15 protein-coding genes are annotated in these 17,222 nt (G+C 47.4%); 13 read left to right on the top strand and 2 right to left on the bottom strand.

All coding sequences use genetic code 11. The features are described 5' to 3' along the window. Positions 1-20 precede the first annotated feature (20 nt). From SC79_RS06870 to prpB, 5 genes are read left to right on the top strand one after another with little or no spacing between them, the layout of a single operon-like run. Positions 21-881, top strand: coding sequence for a 3-hydroxybutyryl-CoA dehydrogenase (locus SC79_RS06870; protein WP_039074427.1), 861 nt, complete (start codon positions 21-23; stop codon positions 879-881). Between the two features lie 27 nt (positions 882-908). Continuing rightward, positions 909-2,048: an acyl-CoA dehydrogenase gene (locus tag SC79_RS06865; RefSeq protein WP_039074426.1), complete on the top strand. Its 1,140-nt coding sequence runs from the start codon at positions 909-911 to the stop codon at positions 2,046-2,048. Positions 2,049-2,083: 35 nt separating this feature from the next. Beyond that, positions 2,084-3,202 (top strand): citrate synthase, encoded by a 1,119-nt coding sequence (gene mmgD / locus SC79_RS06860; protein WP_039074554.1) that lies wholly within the window; start codon positions 2,084-2,086, stop codon positions 3,200-3,202. Between the two features lie 21 nt (positions 3,203-3,223). Next, positions 3,224-4,642 carry a bifunctional 2-methylcitrate dehydratase/aconitate hydratase gene (locus tag SC79_RS06855; RefSeq protein ID WP_082022590.1) on the top strand — a complete coding sequence of 473 codons (1,419 nt, stop codon included), beginning with the start codon at positions 3,224-3,226 and terminating at the stop codon, positions 4,640-4,642. Positions 4,643-4,657: 15 nt separating this feature from the next. Continuing rightward, complete coding sequence (gene prpB / locus SC79_RS06850; RefSeq protein WP_039074424.1) at positions 4,658-5,563, top strand: methylisocitrate lyase; 906 nt, start codon at positions 4,658-4,660, stop codon at positions 5,561-5,563. A 243-nt stretch (positions 5,564-5,806) separates the two neighbouring features. Here the strand turns inward: prpB and SC79_RS06845 are convergent, their stop codons facing one another. Beyond that, entirely contained in the window at positions 5,807-6,043 is a 237-nt protein-coding gene (locus tag SC79_RS06845; protein ID WP_039074423.1) for a DUF2627 domain-containing protein, read from the bottom strand. A gap of 151 nt (positions 6,044-6,194) precedes the next feature. On the opposite strand from SC79_RS06845, the gene SC79_RS06840 reads away from it, so the two are divergent. The 8 genes from SC79_RS06840 (at position 6,195) to SC79_RS06805 (ending at position 16,265) form a co-directional block, all read left to right on the top strand. Further along, positions 6,195-8,273: a sigma-54 interaction domain-containing protein gene (locus tag SC79_RS06840; protein ID WP_039074422.1), complete on the top strand. Its 2,079-nt coding sequence runs from the start codon at positions 6,195-6,197 to the stop codon at positions 8,271-8,273. 124 nt (positions 8,274-8,397) lie between these two features. Continuing rightward, the gene (yqiS, locus tag SC79_RS06835; protein ID WP_039074421.1) at positions 8,398-9,297 is read left to right on the top strand and encodes a phosphate butyryltransferase; all 900 of its coding nucleotides are present in this window, start codon (positions 8,398-8,400) and stop codon (positions 9,295-9,297) included. A gap of 11 nt (positions 9,298-9,308) precedes the next feature. Next, positions 9,309-10,403 (top strand): branched-chain amino acid dehydrogenase, encoded by a 1,095-nt coding sequence (bcd, locus tag SC79_RS06830; RefSeq protein WP_039074420.1) that lies wholly within the window; start codon positions 9,309-9,311, stop codon positions 10,401-10,403. Between the two features lie 18 nt (positions 10,404-10,421). Further along, positions 10,422-11,513 (top strand): butyrate kinase, encoded by a 1,092-nt coding sequence (buk, locus tag SC79_RS06825; protein WP_039074419.1) that lies wholly within the window; start codon positions 10,422-10,424, stop codon positions 11,511-11,513. Between the two features lie 20 nt (positions 11,514-11,533). Then, positions 11,534-12,958, top strand: a complete 1,425-nt coding sequence (gene lpdA / locus SC79_RS20925; RefSeq protein WP_039074418.1) for a dihydrolipoyl dehydrogenase — start codon at positions 11,534-11,536, stop codon at positions 12,956-12,958. Positions 12,959-12,979: 21 nt separating this feature from the next. Continuing rightward, complete coding sequence (gene bfmBAA / locus SC79_RS20920) at positions 12,980-13,972, top strand: 3-methyl-2-oxobutanoate dehydrogenase subunit alpha (protein ID WP_039074417.1); 993 nt, start codon at positions 12,980-12,982, stop codon at positions 13,970-13,972. Positions 13,973-13,985: 13 nt separating this feature from the next. Next, positions 13,986-14,969 (top strand): 3-methyl-2-oxobutanoate dehydrogenase subunit beta, encoded by a 984-nt coding sequence (gene bfmBAB / locus SC79_RS06810; protein WP_039074416.1) that lies wholly within the window; start codon positions 13,986-13,988, stop codon positions 14,967-14,969. 21 nt (positions 14,970-14,990) lie between these two features. Then, positions 14,991-16,265 carry a dihydrolipoamide acetyltransferase family protein gene (locus tag SC79_RS06805; protein ID WP_039074415.1) on the top strand — a complete coding sequence of 425 codons (1,275 nt, stop codon included), beginning with the start codon at positions 14,991-14,993 and terminating at the stop codon, positions 16,263-16,265. Between the two features lie 56 nt (positions 16,266-16,321). Here the strand turns inward: SC79_RS06805 and SC79_RS06800 are convergent, their stop codons facing one another. Continuing rightward, on the bottom strand, positions 16,322-17,161 hold the full coding sequence (locus SC79_RS06800; protein WP_039074414.1) for a MerR family transcriptional regulator: 840 nt from the start codon (positions 17,159-17,161) through the stop codon (positions 16,322-16,324). Positions 17,162-17,222: the final 61 nt, after the last annotated feature.

Below are 17,222 nucleotides of genomic sequence, written 5' to 3'. Positions count from 1 at the left end.
TGACGAAAAAGGGGATTTAAATGGAGATGAAACATATCATGGTGGCCGGTGCGGGACAGATGGGAAGCGGGATCGCTCAAACAGCTGCCGACGCAGGCTTTTATGTGCGGATATACGATGTGAACCCGGAGGCTGCGGAGGCAGGATTGAAGCGGTTGAAGAAACAGCTGGCCCGAGATGCTGAGAAAGGGAGAAAGACCGAAGCGGAAGTGAAGGATGTTTTCAGCCGCATTTCGCTCTCTCGAACGCTTGAAGAGGCAAAACATACGGACATTGTCATTGAGGCTATCGCTGAAAACATGGCCGCGAAAACTGAGCTGTTTAAGAGACTTGATCACATATGCCCGCCTCATACGATTTTGGCCAGCAATACATCTTCCTTGCCTATTACAGAAATCGCTGCTGTGACAAACCGGCCTGAACGAGTCATTGGCATGCATTTTATGAATCCCGTCCCTGTGATGAAGCTGGTTGAAGTGATTCGCGGATTGGCTACGTCGGCAGAAACCGCCTCAGAAGTGATGGGATTAGCAGAAAAGATGGGGAAAACACCGGTAGAAGTCAATGATTTTCCGGGTTTTGTATCCAACCGCGTGCTTCTTCCAATGATTAATGAAGCCATTTATTGCGTGTATGAGGGGGTGGCGAAGCCGGAGGCGATAGACGAGGTGATGAAGCTAGGCATGAATCATCCGATGGGCCCGCTTGCATTAGCGGATTTTATCGGGCTTGATACGTGTTTATCAATTATGGAAGTTCTTCATTCCGGCCTTGGTGATTCCAAATACCGTCCTTGTCCGCTGCTCCGCAAATATGTCAAAGCGGGCTGGCTTGGCAAAAAGAGCGGACGCGGCTTTTATCAATATGAGGAGAGTTCCTAAAGCTCATTTCATCCGGGGGTGGCCGAGTTGCATGAAACGCAAGAGCAGGTCATGATGCGAAAAATGGTGCGTGATTTTGCCCGCAAAGAAATTGCGCCCGCTGCGAAAATCATGGAGGAAACAGACGAATTTCCGTTTCAGCTGATCAAAAAAATGGGTGAACACGGCCTGATGGGCATACCGGTGCCTGAACGATACGGCGGCGCTGGGGCGGATGTTATTTCTTATATTTTGGCGATTCATGAGATTTCTAAAATCAGTGCGGCTGTCGGTGTCATTCTTTCCGTGCATACCTCGGTCGGCACAAATCCGATTCTGTCCTTCGGCAACGAAGAACAGAAGATGAAATATATACCGAAGCTCGCTTCAGGAGACCATTTGGGCGCATTTGCACTGACGGAGCCTCACTCAGGGTCGGATGCCGGAAGCCTCCGCACGACAGCCAACAAAAAGAACGGCAAATACCTATTAAATGGATCGAAAATCTTCATTACGAACGGCGGAGCCGCCGATATCTATATCACTTTTGCATTAACAGATCCAGATCAAGGCAGGCACGGGATTTCAGCTTTTATCGTTGAAAAAAACACACCCGGTTTTACTGTTGGAAAAAAAGAAAGAAAGCTTGGGCTCTATGGATCGAATACTACGGAACTGATGTTTGATCATGCGGAAGTGCCGGAAGAAAATTTGCTTGGGAAAGAGGGGGATGGCTTTCACATTGCCATGGCAAATTTAAATGTCGGCCGGATCGGCATTGCGGCACAGGCGCTTGGGATTGCAGAGGCGGCTCTTGAGCATGCGATTAGTTACGCGAAACAGAGAATGCAATTTGGAAGGCCGATCGCCGCCAATCAAGGCATATCATTTAAGCTGGCTGACATGGCGACAAGGGCTGAGGCGGCAAGGCATCTTGTCTACAACGCGGCAGATCTTCATCACCGCGGCTTGGCCTGCGGAAAAGAAGCGTCTATGGCTAAACAGTTTGCTTCGGATACCGCGGTGAAGGCGGCGTTAGACGCCGTGCAAATTTACGGGGGATACGGTTATATGAAGGATTACCCGGTCGAGCGGCTGCTTCGTGATGCAAAGGTGACGCAAATCTATGAAGGGACAAACGAGATTCAAAGACTGATTATTTCCAAGTATCTTCTTGGCGGAAATTGATAGACAAAAAACGCAAAACGGAGGTTGAAGATGATATGGAGGAGAAACAAGATTATTCTCCGGGTTTGGACGGTGTGATCGCGGCGGAAACTCAAATTTCTTATCTTGACACGCGGTCCAGCCAGATTTTGATACGAGGCTATGATTTAATCGTTCTTTCTAAAACAAAAAGCTATTTGGAGCTTGTTCATTTATTGCTGGAGGGCAGGCTGCCGGAAGAAAATGAAATGGAAACACTGAAAAAAAATATAAACAGCGCATCCAACCTGCCGGCAAATCATCTCCGTCTGCTTGAGCTGCTCCCTAAGCATACTCATCCGATGGATAGCCTGCGAACCGGACTGTCTGCTCTTTCCGGATATGACCGGCAAATAGATGATCGGTCTCCTTCTGCGAACAAAGAACGCGCCTATCAGCTTCTCGGGAAAATGCCTGCCCTCACTGCTGCCAGCTACAGGATCATTAATAAGAAAGAGCCGATTCTCCCGCTTCAAACCTTATCCTACAGTGCGAATTTCCTCTACATGATGACAGGGAAAATGCCGTCCTCACTGGAAGAACGCATTTTTGACTGGTCCCTCGTCCTGTACAGTGAACATGAGATGCCGAATTCAACCTTTGCCGCGAGAGTCATCGCTTCTACACATTCAGATCTTTATGGCGCCTTAACAGGAGCTGTCGCCTCCCTGAAAGGAAATCTTCACGGCGGAGCAAACGAAGCCGTGATGCATATGCTTTTGGAGGCGGAAACACCGGCCGATTTTGAGAAGCTTCTGCAAACAAAATTGAAAAGAAAAGAAAAAATCATGGGCTTCGGCCACCGGGTGTATATGAAAAAAATGGACCCGAGAGCACTCATGATGAAAGAGGCGCTTCAGCAATTATGCGATAAAGCTGGTGACGATCGTTTATATGAGATGTGTGAAGCAGGCGAGCGGCTGATGGAGAAGGAAAAAGGGCTTTACCCGAATTTGGATTACTACGCTGCCCCGGTGTATTGGATGCTCGGCATACCAATACCTTTGTATACGCCTGTCTTTTTCAGTGCGAGAACGTCCGGTTTATGCGCCCACGTGATCGAGCAGCATGCCAATAACCGTCTCTTCCGTCCGCGTGTCAGTTATTTGGGCCCGCGGCATCAGGCTGAATCTTAATTCATGAAAGGAACTGATAGAATGCTGAAAACGGATCATGTCATTGAAGAAATTACAGACTATGTGCTAGAGAAAGAGATTACGAGCTCCGAGGCGTACACAACAGCGGGACATGTGCTGTTGGATACGCTCGGCTGCGGAATTTTGGCGCTCCGGTATCCTGAATGTGCCAAACTGCTCGGCCCGATTGTGCCCGGAACAATTGTGCCGAATGGAAGCAAAGTGCCGGGAACGTCATATGTGCTCGATCCGGTGAGAGCATCGTTTAATATCGGCTGCATGATCCGCTGGCTTGATTACAACGATACATGGCTGGCGGCGGAGTGGGGGCATCCGTCCGATAATTTGGGAGGAATCCTTGCCGTTGCCGATTATGTATCGAGAGGAAGATTGTCTGAAGGAAAAGAGCCTTTAACGGTACATGACGTACTTGAAATGATGATCAAAGCACACGAAATTCAAGGCGTGCTGGCGTTAGAAAACAGCTTAAACCGAGTTGGGCTTGATCATGTGCTGTTTGTCAAAGTCGCGACAGCCGCTGTTGTGGCAAAGCTTTTGGGCGGCGGAAAAGAAGAAATCAAAAATGCGCTTTCGAATGCATGGATTGACAATGCAGCCTTGAGGACATACCGGCATTCACCGAATACCGGTTCGCGCAAATCGTGGGCTGCAGGAGATGCAACGAGCCGAGGTGTTCATTTGGCGCTGCTGGCGTTAAAAGGGGAAATGGGCTATTCGACAGCTTTGAGCGCACCGGGATGGGGATTCCAAGACGTTTTATTCAATAAACAAGAGATCAAACTCGCTCGTCCGCTCGACGCTTACGTCATGGAAAACGTGTTATTTAAAGTGTCTTATCCTGCAGAATTTCACGCCCAGACAGCCGCAGAGTGCGCTGTCATACTTCATCCTCAGATAAAAGGACGGATTGATGACATTGACCGTGTTGTCATCAGAACGCACGAATCCGCTATCCGAATCATTGATAAGAAGGGCCCGCTTCACAATCCGGCGGATCGCGATCACTGCCTCCAATACATCACAGCGATCGGTTTGCTTTTTGGTGATATCACCGCGCGGCATTATGAAGCTGAAACAGCGAGCGATCCGAGAATAGATAAACTGCGGGACAAAATGGAAGTGACTGAACATAAAACATATACCGAGGATTACCTAAAACCCGACAAGCGCTCTATCTCAAATGCCGTTCAAGTATATTTTAATGACGGAACAAGCACGGAAATGGTGGAATGTGAATTTCCGCTCGGCCATCGTTTTCGAAGAGACGAAGCAGTGCCGAAGCTTTTAGAAAAGTTTTCTGCCAATCTCAAATCCCATTTCTCTGAGAAACAGCACAAACACATTTATGGGCGCTGTGCCAGCTATGAGACATTGCAAACAATGCGCGTAAATGAATTTGTAGATATGTTCTGCATGTAAAAGGAGGTTTGCGTCATGTCGTGGATCGTCAATAAGCAATCGTCGCAAGAAGAGCTTGCCGGGCGTTTCAAAAAGCTGATGTCAGCGCCGGACATTCTGCAAATTCCCGGCGCTCATGACGGAATGGCCGCTTTGCTTGCGAAAGAGGCTGGGTTTTCCGCTATTTATTTGTCCGGTGCTGCATATACAGCCAGCAGGGGGCTGCCTGATTTAGGGCTTATCACATCGGCAGAGATGGCTGAACGGGCCAAAGATCTTGTGCGTGCAGCTGACCTGCCTCTGCTTGTGGATATCGATACGGGATTTGGCGGTGTGTTAAATGCCGCCCGAACCGCCCGTGAGATGCTTGAAGCCAGGGTAGCGGCCGTTCAAATTGAAGACCAGCAGCTTCCGAAAAAATGCGGTCATTTAAATGGCAAACAGCTTGTTCCGATAAAGGAAATGGCGCAAAAAATAAAAGCGATCAAACAAGCGGCACCCGCCCTTGTCGTTGTTGCCCGTACTGATGCCAGGGCGCAGGAAGGGCTAGATGCCGCAATAAAACGGTCAGAGGCTTACATGGAGGCCGGAGCGGATGCAATTTTTCCGGAAGCGCTTCAGGAGGAGAGCGAATTCCGCCAGTTTGCTGAGCGCATCTCTGTTCCGCTCCTTGCGAATATGACCGAGTTTGGGAAAACGCCGTATTATCACGCCGATGAATTCGAAGATATGGGGTTTGGCATGGTGATTTACCCTGTCACATCGCTACGAGCGGCGGCAAAAGCTTATGAGCGGATGTTTGATTTGATAAAGGAACGCGGCTCACAAAAAGAAGGGCTTCATCATATGCAGACACGAAAAGAACTGTATGATACGATTTCCTATTATGACTATGAAGCATTAGATAAAACGATTGAAAAGACCGTTTTGCCTGACGAATAGTTTCGATCAAAAAAGCCGGAGTGTTCTCCGGTTTTCAGCGTGTCGATAAACCCTCGCATTCGTTGTCAGGCCTGCGCGTTGGTGCTCACGAATTGCTACATTCGCTGTGCTCCAATGCTCGCCCTTCCTAGACTTCAAGGGTTTTCAATCACGCTGAAAAGATGACAAAGTCATAAAACGAAAACCGTTTTATGACTTTGTCAATAATCTGAAAGCCGGAGTGTTCTCCGGCTTTTTTTGCAGCTATCGTTTTCTGAATCGCGGGCTGACTTGATTGCGTTTTCTGTCTCTGTATAAAACGAACCCGGCCAGCACAAAAAGGCCGAATGCAAAAAAGATGAATCCTGACAAGCCTTGGAGCCAAAGAACTGCAAAAGGCTTTACAGTGTGGCCGAAAAGTGTATCCCTCATCAGTTTAATGCCTAGGGCGGAAATGGCGCCGGGGGTGACTAATATCAAAAGCGCAAGAAGTCGGCTCATCCTCAGAAAACCCCTTTATCTTTCATTTTCTTTATTGTCCAGCGGGAAAAATATTTTGTCAAGAGAAGAAAACGTGGTAACATAGGGTTGTGCAAATTATTGCAACGGAATAAATAGGTATGCAAAATTTTTCATACAAAGGGGTAGCGGGATGCAAAAGGTACTGATTGTAGGTGCCGGCAAAAGGGGAACGGCGTTATTACATATTTTGATTAAAACAGCCATCATAGAGATCGTTGCCGTAGTTGACAAAAACCCAGAGGCACCGGGATTGAAAGAAGCAGAACAGTATGGGATCGCCGTTTCATCTGATTGGAAACCTTACATACAACAAAAACCGGATATCGTTATTCATACGACCGGCGATCAAGCCGTGTTGGACGAACTCCTTAAGGAAAAGCATAAAGAGACCATTGTCATGCCGGGAAAAATGGCGTACATCGTTTTTCAGCTGATGGAAGAAAAGCAGCACCTGATTCAAATGCTGAAAGAGCAAACATACAAACACGACCGAATTTTTAATTCCACTCATGACGGGATGATTTTTATTGATATCAATGAAGAAATCATTCTCTTTAACCATATGGCTGAAAAAATGGTCGGGAAAAGACGTGAGGAAGTCATCGGGCGTCCGATAAAAGAAGTGATTCCGAGCACGAAGATGCCGCGGATTTTAAAAACAAGAGTGCCTGAATACAATCAAACGCAGCTTTTGGGAGATCATTTGCAAATTGTAACGACGAGGCTGCCGATTATTGATGAAGGCGGACGTTTGCTCGGGGCGCTTTGTGTATTTAAAGACATTACCGACGCGGTCGAACTGGCAGAGGAAGTGACAAATTTAAAGCAGGTCCGTACGATGCTGGAGGCGATTATTCAATCCTCCGATGAGGCGATTTCTGTTGTTGATGAAAATGGCATCGGTCTCTTGATCAATAAAGCGTATACGAAAATGACGGGGCTTTCCGAAAAAGAAGTCATCGGCAAGCCTGCCAACACTGACATTTCTGAAGGTGAAAGCATGCATTTAAAGGTGCTTGAAACGAGACGCCCTGTGCGTGGTGTCAGGATGAAGGTCGGTCCAAACGAAAAAGAGGTCATCGTCAATGTAGCACCCGTGATTGTAGACGGGATTTTGAAAGGCAGCGTCGGTGTGATTCATGACGTGTCCGAAATTAAAATGCTGACAGCCGAGCTGAACCGCGCCAGACAAATCATCCGCACGCTTGAGGCGAAATACACGTTTGATGACATTATCGGCAAAAGCGAGCAAATGCTGGTTGCGCTTGAGCAGGCGAAGCTCGGGGCGAAAACGCCGGCGACCATTTTGCTGCGTGGGGAATCCGGAACAGGAAAAGAACTGTTTGCCCATGCCATCCATAATGAAAGCGACCGGAAATACAATAAATTTATTCGTGTGAATTGTGCAGCCCTTTCTGAAAACCTGCTCGAATCAGAGTTGTTCGGCTATGAGGATGGTGCGTTTTCAGGAGCGAAACGCGGCGGGAAAAAGGGATTATTCGAAGAAGCGAATAACGGCAGTATTTTCTTAGATGAAATCGGCGAGCTGACACAAAATATGCAGGCGAAACTGCTCCGTGTCCTTCAAGAGAAGGAAATCGTCAGAGTGGGCGGCACGAAAGCGATCCCTGTCAATGTCAGGGTGATTGCGGCGACAAATGTAAATATCGAAAAGGCGATGGCGGATGGTGCATTCCGCGAAGATCTGTATTATCGCATCAACCGCTACCCCATCTCCATTCCGCCTTTGCGGCAGCGCCTGGAAGACATTGAGGCTCTCAGCGTCAGGCTCATCCAAAAGATTAACCGCGATTACGGCAGGAATGTAAAGGGGCTCTCGCAGCAAGCTTTGCGTGCCTTATCCGCTTACCATTGGCCGGGGAATGTCCGCGAGCTTGAAAATGTCCTTGGACGAGCCATGATTTTTCTGAATCCGCATATGGAATGGATCGAAAAAGATCACTTGTCTACATTTGAAGTTGAACAAAAAGAAAAGGACCCAGAACAGGGTGCAAGTTTTGATTTTCCGGATATTGAAGGCGAAAAGCTATCTGTCGCAGTAGAAAAATTTGAAGCGCATTTGATTCAGCAAACGCTCGAAAAACATCATTATAACAGGACAAAAACAGCGAAAGCCCTCGGAGTCAGCATACGGAATTTATATTACAAAATGGATAAATATGGCCTTGCAAATGAAGGCATGCAATAATTTGCAGAATAAACGCAAACATCTGCACGAATTTTTCAAAGCGTCCGTTATGACAGCATGGCAAAGAGCTGGCATGGAACTTGCATAATAAAAGGCGGAGTCGAAACAAGAAGGGTGGTAACAGATGAAGCTGAAACATTTGATCGAAAAAGCGTCGATGTACAAAAACAAGACCATTGCGGTTGCTCACGCTGAGGATGAGGAAGTGATCAGGGCTGTAAAGCTGGCAGCCGAGCAACTATCTGCCCGTTTTTTGTTAGTGGGCGACAGCAAAAAACTGAACGATTTGACATCGTCTATGCAAGGGCATCAAGTAGAGATCGTTCATGCCGATACGCCTGAGGAATCGGCAAAATTAGCGGTTCGTGCTGTGCATCACAAAACAGCGGATGTGTTAATGAAAGGGGATGTGCCGACTTCTGTTTTGCTTAAAGCGGTATTGAACAGACAGGAGGGGCTTCGGTCATCCAACGTCCTTTCTCACGTCGCTGTGTTTGATATACCGGACTTTGACAGGCTGATGTTTGTGACAGATTCGGCAATGAACATCGCTCCATCACTGGAAGAGCTTCGGCAGATCCTGCAAAATGCGGTTCATGTAGCCCGTGCAATAGGGAACAATATGCCAAAAGCAGCTGCTCTGGCAGCGGTCGAAACGGTGAACCCGAAAATGGAAGCGACAGTGAATGCAGCTGCTCTTGCTCAAATGTGCAAAAGAGGCCAGATCAAAGGCTGTATTGTTGATGGGCCATTCGCTTTGGATAATGCAGTGTCGCAAATTGCCGCGGCCCAGAAAAAGATTTCAGGAGACGTAGCGGGCAGCGCTGATATCCTTCTCGTCCCAACAATTGAGGCTGGAAATATTTTATATAAGTCACTGATTTATTTTGCGAAGGCCAGCGTGGCGGCTGTCATTACAGGAGCAAAAGCGCCGATTGCCTTAACGAGCAGAGCGGACTCCGCTGAAAATAAACTGTATTCCATTGCGCTCGCAATATGCGCATCTGAAGAACACACACATTAGGAGGAACGAACATGGAACTTTTTAAATATATGGAGAAATACGATTACGAACAATTGGTATTCTGCCAAGATGAACAATCCGGCTTAAAAGCGATTATCGCGATTCATGATACAACGCTTGGTCCGGCGCTTGGCGGAACGAGAATGTGGACATATGAAAATGAAGAAGCGGCGATTGAAGACGCGCTCAGACTGGCAAGAGGCATGACGTATAAAAATGCGGCGGCAGGCTTAAACCTGGGCGGCGGAAAAACAGTGATTATCGGTGATCCGCGCAAAGACAAAAATGAAGAAATGTTCCGTGCGTTTGGCCGCTATATTCAAGGGCTGAACGGCAGATACATTACAGCTGAAGATGTGGGTACAACGGTTGAGGATATGGACATCATTCATGATGAAACAGACTATGTCACAGGAATTTCTCCTGCTTTCGGATCTTCAGGAAATCCATCCCCCGTTACGGCTTACGGGGTGTACAGAGGGATGAAAGCCGCAGCTAAAGCTGCTTTCGGAACCGACTCTCTTGAAGGCAAAACCATCGCTGTACAGGGTGTAGGGAACGTAGCCTATAACCTATGCCGTCACCTTCATGAAGAAGGAGCAAACTTAATCGTGACGGATATCAATAAACAATCCGTACAGCGCGCAGTTGCAGATTTCGGCGCCCGTGCGGTTGATCCGGAAGAGATTTATTCACAAGACTGTGATATTTATGCGCCGTGTGCACTCGGTGCGACAATTAACGATGGCACCATTAAACAGCTGAAGGCAAAAGTTATCGCTGGTGCGGCTAATAACCAATTAAAAGAAACGCGCCATGGCGATCAAATTCACGAAATGGGCATCGTTTACGCGCCGGATTATGTCATTAATGCGGGCGGCGTGATCAATGTGGCAGATGAGCTTTACGGCTATAATGCAGAACGCGCATTGAAGAAAGTTGAAGGCATTTACGGCAATATTGAGCGTGTACTTGAGATTTCTCAGCGCGACGGCATTCCGACGTATTTGGCGGCTGACCGCTTGGCAGAGGAACGGATTGAACGCATGCACCGCTCAAGAAGCCAGTTTTTGCAAAACGGTCACAGTGTATTAAGCAGACGTTAAGACATTGATCTGGAGGTTATGAAAGTGTTACATGATGAAAAACGCATTCTCACCATTAATCCAGGCTCAACTTCAACGAAAATCGGTGTTTTTCATAACGAACGAGGCATTTTTGAAAAAACATTGAGACACAACATAGAAGAGCTGCAGCGATTTGACTATATTATTGATCAGTATGAATTTCGCAAAAAACAGATTCTTGAAACGCTCCATGAACAGGGGATCAACATATCAAAGTTTGATGCAGTTTGCGCCAGAGGCGGTCTTCTCCGGCCGATTGAAGGCGGAACATATGAAGTGAATGATGACATGATCGAGGACTTGAAAAGCGGCTACGCCGGCCAGCATGCTTCGAATCTCGGCGGCATTATCGCGCGGGAAATCGCTGACGGCCTGAATATCCCTTCATATATCGTTGATCCTGTTGTCGTAGATGAAATGTCAGTGCTTGCAAAAATCTCAGGCATGCCTGAGATTGAACGGAAAAGCATTTTTCATGCGTTAAATCAAAAAGCTGTCGCCCGTAAAGCGGCAGCCTCTCTCGGCAAACGATATGAGAACATGAAAATGATTGTCACTCATATGGGCGGCGGGATTACAATTGGCGTCCATGACTGCGGGCGAGTGGTAGATGTCAATAACGGCCTGCACGGAGAGGGGCCATTCAGCCCTGAACGTGCAGGAACAGTGCCTGCGGGAGATCTCGTGGATTTATGTTATTCAGGTCAGTATACAAAAGAAGAAATCATGAAAAAACTGGTGGGCACCGGCGGGCTTTTGGGCTATCTTGGTACAAATGACGCAGTAAAAGTGGAACAGATGATTCAGGGGGGCGATGAAAAAGCCCGCTTCATTTTTGATGCCATGGCCTATCAGGTAGCGAAGGAAATCGGGGCAGCCAGCGCGGCATTAAAAGGCGAAGTAGAAGCGATTGTGCTGACGGGCGGCTTGGCGTACGGCAAAAGCTTTGTTTCCAGTATCAGATCATACATAGATTGGATTTCGGACGTTTTAGTCTATCCGGGAGAAAATGAGCTGCAGTCACTGGCCCAAGGGGCGCTCAGGGTATTGCTGGGCGAAGAGCCATCCAAACAATATCGTATTGAATAGACAGACAGGAGTGAGTCATCATGGCAACTGAGTATGACGTAGTCATTTTGGGCGGCGGTACCGGCGGTTATGTCGCGGCGATCAGAGCCGCTCAGCTCGGCTTAAAGACAGCCGTTGTGGAAAAGGAAAAACTCGGGGGAACATGTTTGCATAAAGGCTGTATCCCGAGTAAAGCGCTGCTGAGAAGCGCAGAGGTATACCGGACAGCCCGTGAAGCCGATCAATTTGGAGTGGAAACGGCTGGCGTGTCCCTCAACTTTGAAAAAGTGCAGCAGCGAAAGCAAGCGGTTGTTGATAAGCTTGCAGCCGGTGTGAATCATTTAATGAAAAAAGGAAAAATTGACGTATTCAACGGTTATGGCCGTATCCTCGGACCATCCATTTTCTCCCCGCTGCCGGGAACCATTTCTGTTGAACGGGGAAATGGCGAAGAAAACGACATGCTGATTCCGAAGCAAGTCATCATTGCAACAGGATCAAGACCGAGAATGCTGCCAGGGCTTGAAGCGGACGGTGAGTCTGTATTGACTTCGGATGAGGCGCTCCAAATGGAGAAACTGCCAAAATCGATCATCATCGTCGGCGGAGGCGTGATCGGTATCGAATGGGCGTCTATGCTGCATGATTTTGGCGTGAAGGTAACGGTTATTGAATACGCAGACCGCATATTGCCGACTGAGGATCAAGACATTTCAACAGAAATGGAAAGTCTTCTTAAGAAAAAAGGCATTCAGTTCGTGACAGGGGCAAAAGTGCTGCCTGAGACAATGACAAAAACGTCAGACGACATCAGCATACAAGCAGAAAAAGACGGAGAAACCGTTACGTATTCTGCTGAAAAAATGCTTGTTTCCATCGGCAGACAGGCAAATATCGAAGGCATCGGCATTGAAAACACCGATATCGTCACTGAAAACGGCGTCATTTCAGTGAATGAAAGCTGTCAAACGAAGGAATCTCATATTTATGCAATCGGAGATGTCATCGGCGGCCTTCAGTTAGCTCATGTTGCCTCACATGAAGGAATCATTGCCGTTGAGCATTTTGCAGGTCTCAACCCGCATCCGCTTGATCCGACGCTTGTACCGAAGTGCATCTACTCAAGCCCTGAAGCTGCCAGTGTCGGCTTAACAGAAGATGAGGCAAAGGCGAATGGGCACAATGTCAAAATCGGCAAGTTCCCATTTATGGCAATCGGAAAAGCGCTTGTATATGGAGAAAGCGACGGATTTGTCAAAATCGTGGCGGATCGTGACACGGATGATATTCTCGGCGTGCATATGATCGGCCCGCATGTCACCGACATGATTTCAGAAGCAGGTCTTGCCAAAGTACTGGACGCAACGCCGTGGGAGGTCGGACAGACGATTCATCCGCATCCGACGCTTTCTGAAGCAATTGGAGAAGCGGCGCTTGCCACAGATGGCAAAGCCATTCATTTTTAAAAGCATAAAGGAGGGGCTTGAATGAGTACAAACCGACATCAAGCACTAGGGCTGACTGATCAGGAAGCCGTTGATATGTATAGAACCATGCTGTTAGCAAGAAAAATCGACGAAAGAATGTGGCTGTTAAACCGTTCTGGCAAAATTCCGTTCGTGATTTCTTGTCAGGGACAGGAAGCAGCACAGGTAGGAGCGGCTTTTGCTCTTGATCGTGAAATGGATTATGTTCTGCCGTACTACAGAGACATGGGTGTCGTACTGGCGTTTGGCATGACAGCAAAGGACTTAATGATGTCCGGGTTTGCCAAAGCAGCAGATCCAAACTCAGGAGGCCGCCAAATGCCGGGGCATTTCGGCCAAAAGGAAAACCGGATCGTAACAGGGTCATCTCCTGTTACAACGCAAGTGCCGCACGCGGTCGGCATTGCGCTGGCGGGGCGTATGGAGAAAAAGGATGTCGCGGCCTTTGTCACATTCGGTGAAGGCTCTTCAAACCAAGGCGATTTCCATGAAGGGGCAAACTTTGCCGCTGTCCATAAACTGCCGGTTATTTTTATGTGTGAGAACAACAAATACGCCATTTCTGTGCCTTACGATAAGCAGGTCGCATGTGAGAACATTTCCGACCGTGCCGTAGGTTACGGAATGCCTGGTGTGACTGTGAATGGAAATGACCCGCTGGACGTTTATCAAGCGGTCAAAGAAGCACGCGAACGGGCGCGCAGAGGAGAAGGCCCGACATTAATTGAAACCATTTCTTACCGCCTTACCCCTCACTCCAGTGATGACGATGACAGCAGCTACAGAGGCCGTGAAGAAGTAGAGGAAGCGAAAAAAAGTGATCCCCTGCTCACATATCAAGCTTATTTAAAGGAAACAGGCCTGCTGTCTGATGAGACAGAACAAACCATGCTGGATGAAATGATGGCAATCATAAACGAAGCGACAGATGAAGCGGAGAATGCCCCTTATGCAGCTCCTGAGTCAGCGCTTGATTATGTGTATGCGAAGTAGGGAGGAAGAACAAATGTCAGTAATGTCATATATTGATGCGATCAATTTGGCGATGAAAGAAGAAATGGAACGAGATCCTCGCGTTTTCGTTCTTGGGGAAGATGTAGGGAGAAAAGGCGGTGTATTTAAAGCGACAGCCGGACTCTATGAACAATTCGGGGAAGAGCGTGTGATGGATACGCCGCTTGCTGAATCTGCGATTGCCGGAGTCGGCATCGGAGCGGCTATGTACGGGATGAGACCGATTGCTGAAATGCAGTTTGCTGATTTTATTATGCCGGCGGTCAACCAAATTATTTCCGAAGCGGCCAAAATCCGCTACCGCAGCAATAATGACTGGAGCTGCCCGATTGTCGTCAGAGCGCCATACGGCGGAGGCGTACACGGGGCCCTTTATCATTCTCAATCCGTCGAAGCGATTTTCGCCAATCAGCCCGGATTGAAAATTGTCATGCCTTCAACGCCATATGACGCGAAAGGCCTCTTAAAAGCCGCGGTTCGTGATGAAGATCCGGTGCTGTTTTTTGAGCATAAACGCGCGTACCGCCTGATAAAAGGTGAAGTTCCGGCAGATGATTATGTCCTGCCAATCGGCAAGGCTGATGTGAAACGGGAAGGTGACGATATCACAGTGATCACTTATGGCCTGTGTGTCCACTTTGCGTTACAGGCTGCAGAACGTCTCGAAAAAGATGGCATTTCAGTGCATGTGGTGGATTTAAGAACGGTTTATCCGCTTGATCAAGAAGCAATCATCGAAGCCGCATCGAAAACGGGTAAGGTCCTATTGGTTACAGAAGATACAAAAGAAGGCAGCATCATGAGTGAGGTGGCCGCCATTATATCCGAGCATTGCCTGTTCGACTTAGACGCGCCGATTAAACGGCTTGCAGGTCCTGATATTCCGGCTATGCCTTATGCGCCGACAATGGAAAAATACTTTATGCTCAACCCTGACAAAGTGGAAGCGGCGATGAGAGAGTTAGCGGAGTTTTAAAGACGTAAGGAGGATACAATCATGGCAATTGAACAAATGACGATGCCGCAGCTTGGAGAAAGCGTGACGGAAGGGACGATCAGCAAATGGCTTGTCGCCCCCGGTGATAAAGTAAACAAATACGATCCGATCGCGGAAGTCATGACAGATAAGGTGAATGCAGAGGTTCCGTCTTCTTTTACCGGTACGATAACAGAGCTTGTGGGTGAAGAAGGCCAGACTTTGCAAGTCGGAGAAATCATTTGCAAAATTGAAACAGAAGGCGCGAATCCGTCTGAACAAAAACAAGAGCAGCCAGAGGCACCAGAAGCTGCTGAAACACCTGTTGCAGAAAGCCGATCCGAAGCGGATGATCAGCCCAATAAAAAGCGCTATTCGCCAGCTGTACTCCGTTTGGCAGGAGAACACGGCATTGATCTTGATCAGGTAACGGGAACAGGTGCCGGCGGCCGCATTACGCGAAAAGATATGCAGCGCATCATTGAAACAGGCGGTGTGCAAGAACGGACTGAGGAGCCGAAAACAGCAGCTCCTGCACAAGAGTCTGCACCACAACCGGAGCCGAAGGAAGAGGTTTCTTATCCTGCGTCTGCAGCTGGAGATAGGGAAATCCCTGTCACAGCCGTAAGAAAAGCAATTGCTTCCAATATGAAACGCAGCAAGACAGAAATTCCGCATGCTTGGACGATGATGGAAGTTGACGTCACAAATATGGTGGCATACCGCAATAGTGTGAAAGATTCCTTCAAGAAGACAGAAGGGTTTAATTTAACGTTCTTCGCCTTTTTCGTCAAAGCGGTTGCCCAGGCATTAAAAGAATTTCCGCAAATGAATAGCATGTGGGCGGGCGACAAAATCATCCAGAAAAAAGATATCAATATTTCAATCGCGGTTGCCACAGAGGATTCTTTATTTGTGCCGGTGATCAAAAACGCTGATGAAAAAACAATTAAAGGCATTGCGAGAGAAATAACTGATCTTGCCAAAAAAGTAAGAGACGGAAAGCTCTCGGCAGATGATATGCAGGGGGGAACGTTTACTGTCAACAATACAGGTTCGTTTGGATCTGTTCAGTCGATGGGCATTATCAACTACCCTCAAGCCGCGATTCTTCAAGTGGAATCCATTGTCAAACGTCCGGTTGTCATGGAGCATGGCATGATTGCTGTCAGAGACATGGTTAATCTATGCCTTTCCTTAGATCACAGAGTGCTTGACGGCCTTGTGTGCGGACGATTCCTCGGACGCGTGAAACAAATTTTAGAAACGATTGATGAGAAGACATCTGTTTATTAAATAAGCAGTAAGAGCATTTTTTGAAAATATGTTTCAAAAAATGCTCTTTTTTTGCATCATGATTCAGCAATTCTGATTTTCATTTCGAGCAGGTATTCTTCTTGTTTATTCGGTGAATAATGAATCGGTATGAGTAACTCGTAAACATCACTGTCAACAGTTAAGTGGCGGTCTGCGATATACTTGATAAGCTTTTGTAAGTTGAGAAAATAATGCTCAGGTGAAAAATGATACGCGATACAAACATATCTGCCTTTAGAGATCGTTGTGATTTCCATATCCGGCGTAATGGCGGAAATTTGTTTATTCGTCAATACAGGCGTAAAGATATGGCGGTACGTGATTTCATCAATGCTGGTGTACGGGTGAAACGAAAAAGTGGCACCGTAGCTATTGTTCGCAAATCCATCTGCTGATTCGATAAATGTTTTTAATTTGCTGTAGGAAGCGTTGAGCACGTTTTCTGGCCCGACTCCCTCTGCCTCTGTCTGAATGATGCGGGTTTCTTCTTCATCTAACATAAACACCTCGCCGAGCGCGGGATATTCCATCTGCCGTTTCATCCGCTTTTTCACCATTGAAATGGTTTGCTCCAATGCCGATAAAAAGGCTAATTTCTCCCTGATTTGCTTCTCCTGTTCTGTATAAAAAGCAAACAGTTCTTCCATCTCTAAGTCTTGTGCCTTTTTCATCTCTTCTAAAGGTGTGCCGATATATTTTAGAGATTTGATCAGGTCCAGATGATACAGCTGGGAATCTGAATAATAACGGTAGCTGGTATCCGGGTCAACATAGGCTGGTTTAAATAAATCAATTTTATCGTAATAACGGAGCGCTTTAATCGACACGTTTGCCAGTTTTGAAACCTCTCCAATTGAGTAATACGATTCCTTCATGCCATCACTCCTTCTATGATTATTATAATGAAGAAGCGCACCCTTTGCAGTATACAAAGAA

It is taken from the genome of Bacillus sp. MSP13, from assembly GCF_000815295.1.
Classification (GTDB): domain Bacteria; phylum Bacillota; class Bacilli; order Bacillales; family Bacillaceae; genus Bacillus; species Bacillus vallismortis.
Note: the sequence above shows the minus strand (reverse complement) of the source record. Positions and strands in the feature narration are given on the sequence as shown.

Bases quoted from the DNA above. Each gene is read 5' to 3' on its own strand.
- SC79_RS06870 (WP_039074427.1), top strand. From the start codon at position 21: ATGGAGATGAAACATATCATGGTGGCCGGTGCGGGACAGATGGGAAGC.
- mmgD (WP_039074554.1), top strand. From the start codon at position 2,084: ATGGAGGAGAAACAAGATTATTCTCCGGGTTTGGACGGTGTGATCGCG.
- SC79_RS06855 (WP_082022590.1), top strand. From the start codon at position 3,224: ATGCTGAAAACGGATCATGTCATTGAAGAAATTACAGACTATGTGCTA.
- prpB (WP_039074424.1), top strand. From the start codon at position 4,658: ATGTCGTGGATCGTCAATAAGCAATCGTCGCAAGAAGAGCTTGCCGGG.
- SC79_RS06845 (WP_039074423.1), bottom strand. From the start codon at position 6,043: ATGAGCCGACTTCTTGCGCTTTTGATATTAGTCACCCCCGGCGCCATT.
- SC79_RS06840 (WP_039074422.1), top strand. From the start codon at position 6,195: ATGCAAAAGGTACTGATTGTAGGTGCCGGCAAAAGGGGAACGGCGTTA.
- yqiS (WP_039074421.1), top strand. From the start codon at position 8,398: ATGAAGCTGAAACATTTGATCGAAAAAGCGTCGATGTACAAAAACAAG.
- bcd (WP_039074420.1), top strand. From the start codon at position 9,309: ATGGAACTTTTTAAATATATGGAGAAATACGATTACGAACAATTGGTA.
- buk (WP_039074419.1), top strand. From the start codon at position 10,422: ATGAAAGTGTTACATGATGAAAAACGCATTCTCACCATTAATCCAGGC.
- lpdA (WP_039074418.1), top strand. From the start codon at position 11,534: ATGGCAACTGAGTATGACGTAGTCATTTTGGGCGGCGGTACCGGCGGT.
- bfmBAA (WP_039074417.1), top strand. From the start codon at position 12,980: ATGAGTACAAACCGACATCAAGCACTAGGGCTGACTGATCAGGAAGCC.
- bfmBAB (WP_039074416.1), top strand. From the start codon at position 13,986: ATGTCAGTAATGTCATATATTGATGCGATCAATTTGGCGATGAAAGAA.
- SC79_RS06805 (WP_039074415.1), top strand. From the start codon at position 14,991: ATGGCAATTGAACAAATGACGATGCCGCAGCTTGGAGAAAGCGTGACG.
- SC79_RS06800 (WP_039074414.1), bottom strand. From the start codon at position 17,161: ATGAAGGAATCGTATTACTCAATTGGAGAGGTTTCAAAACTGGCAAAC.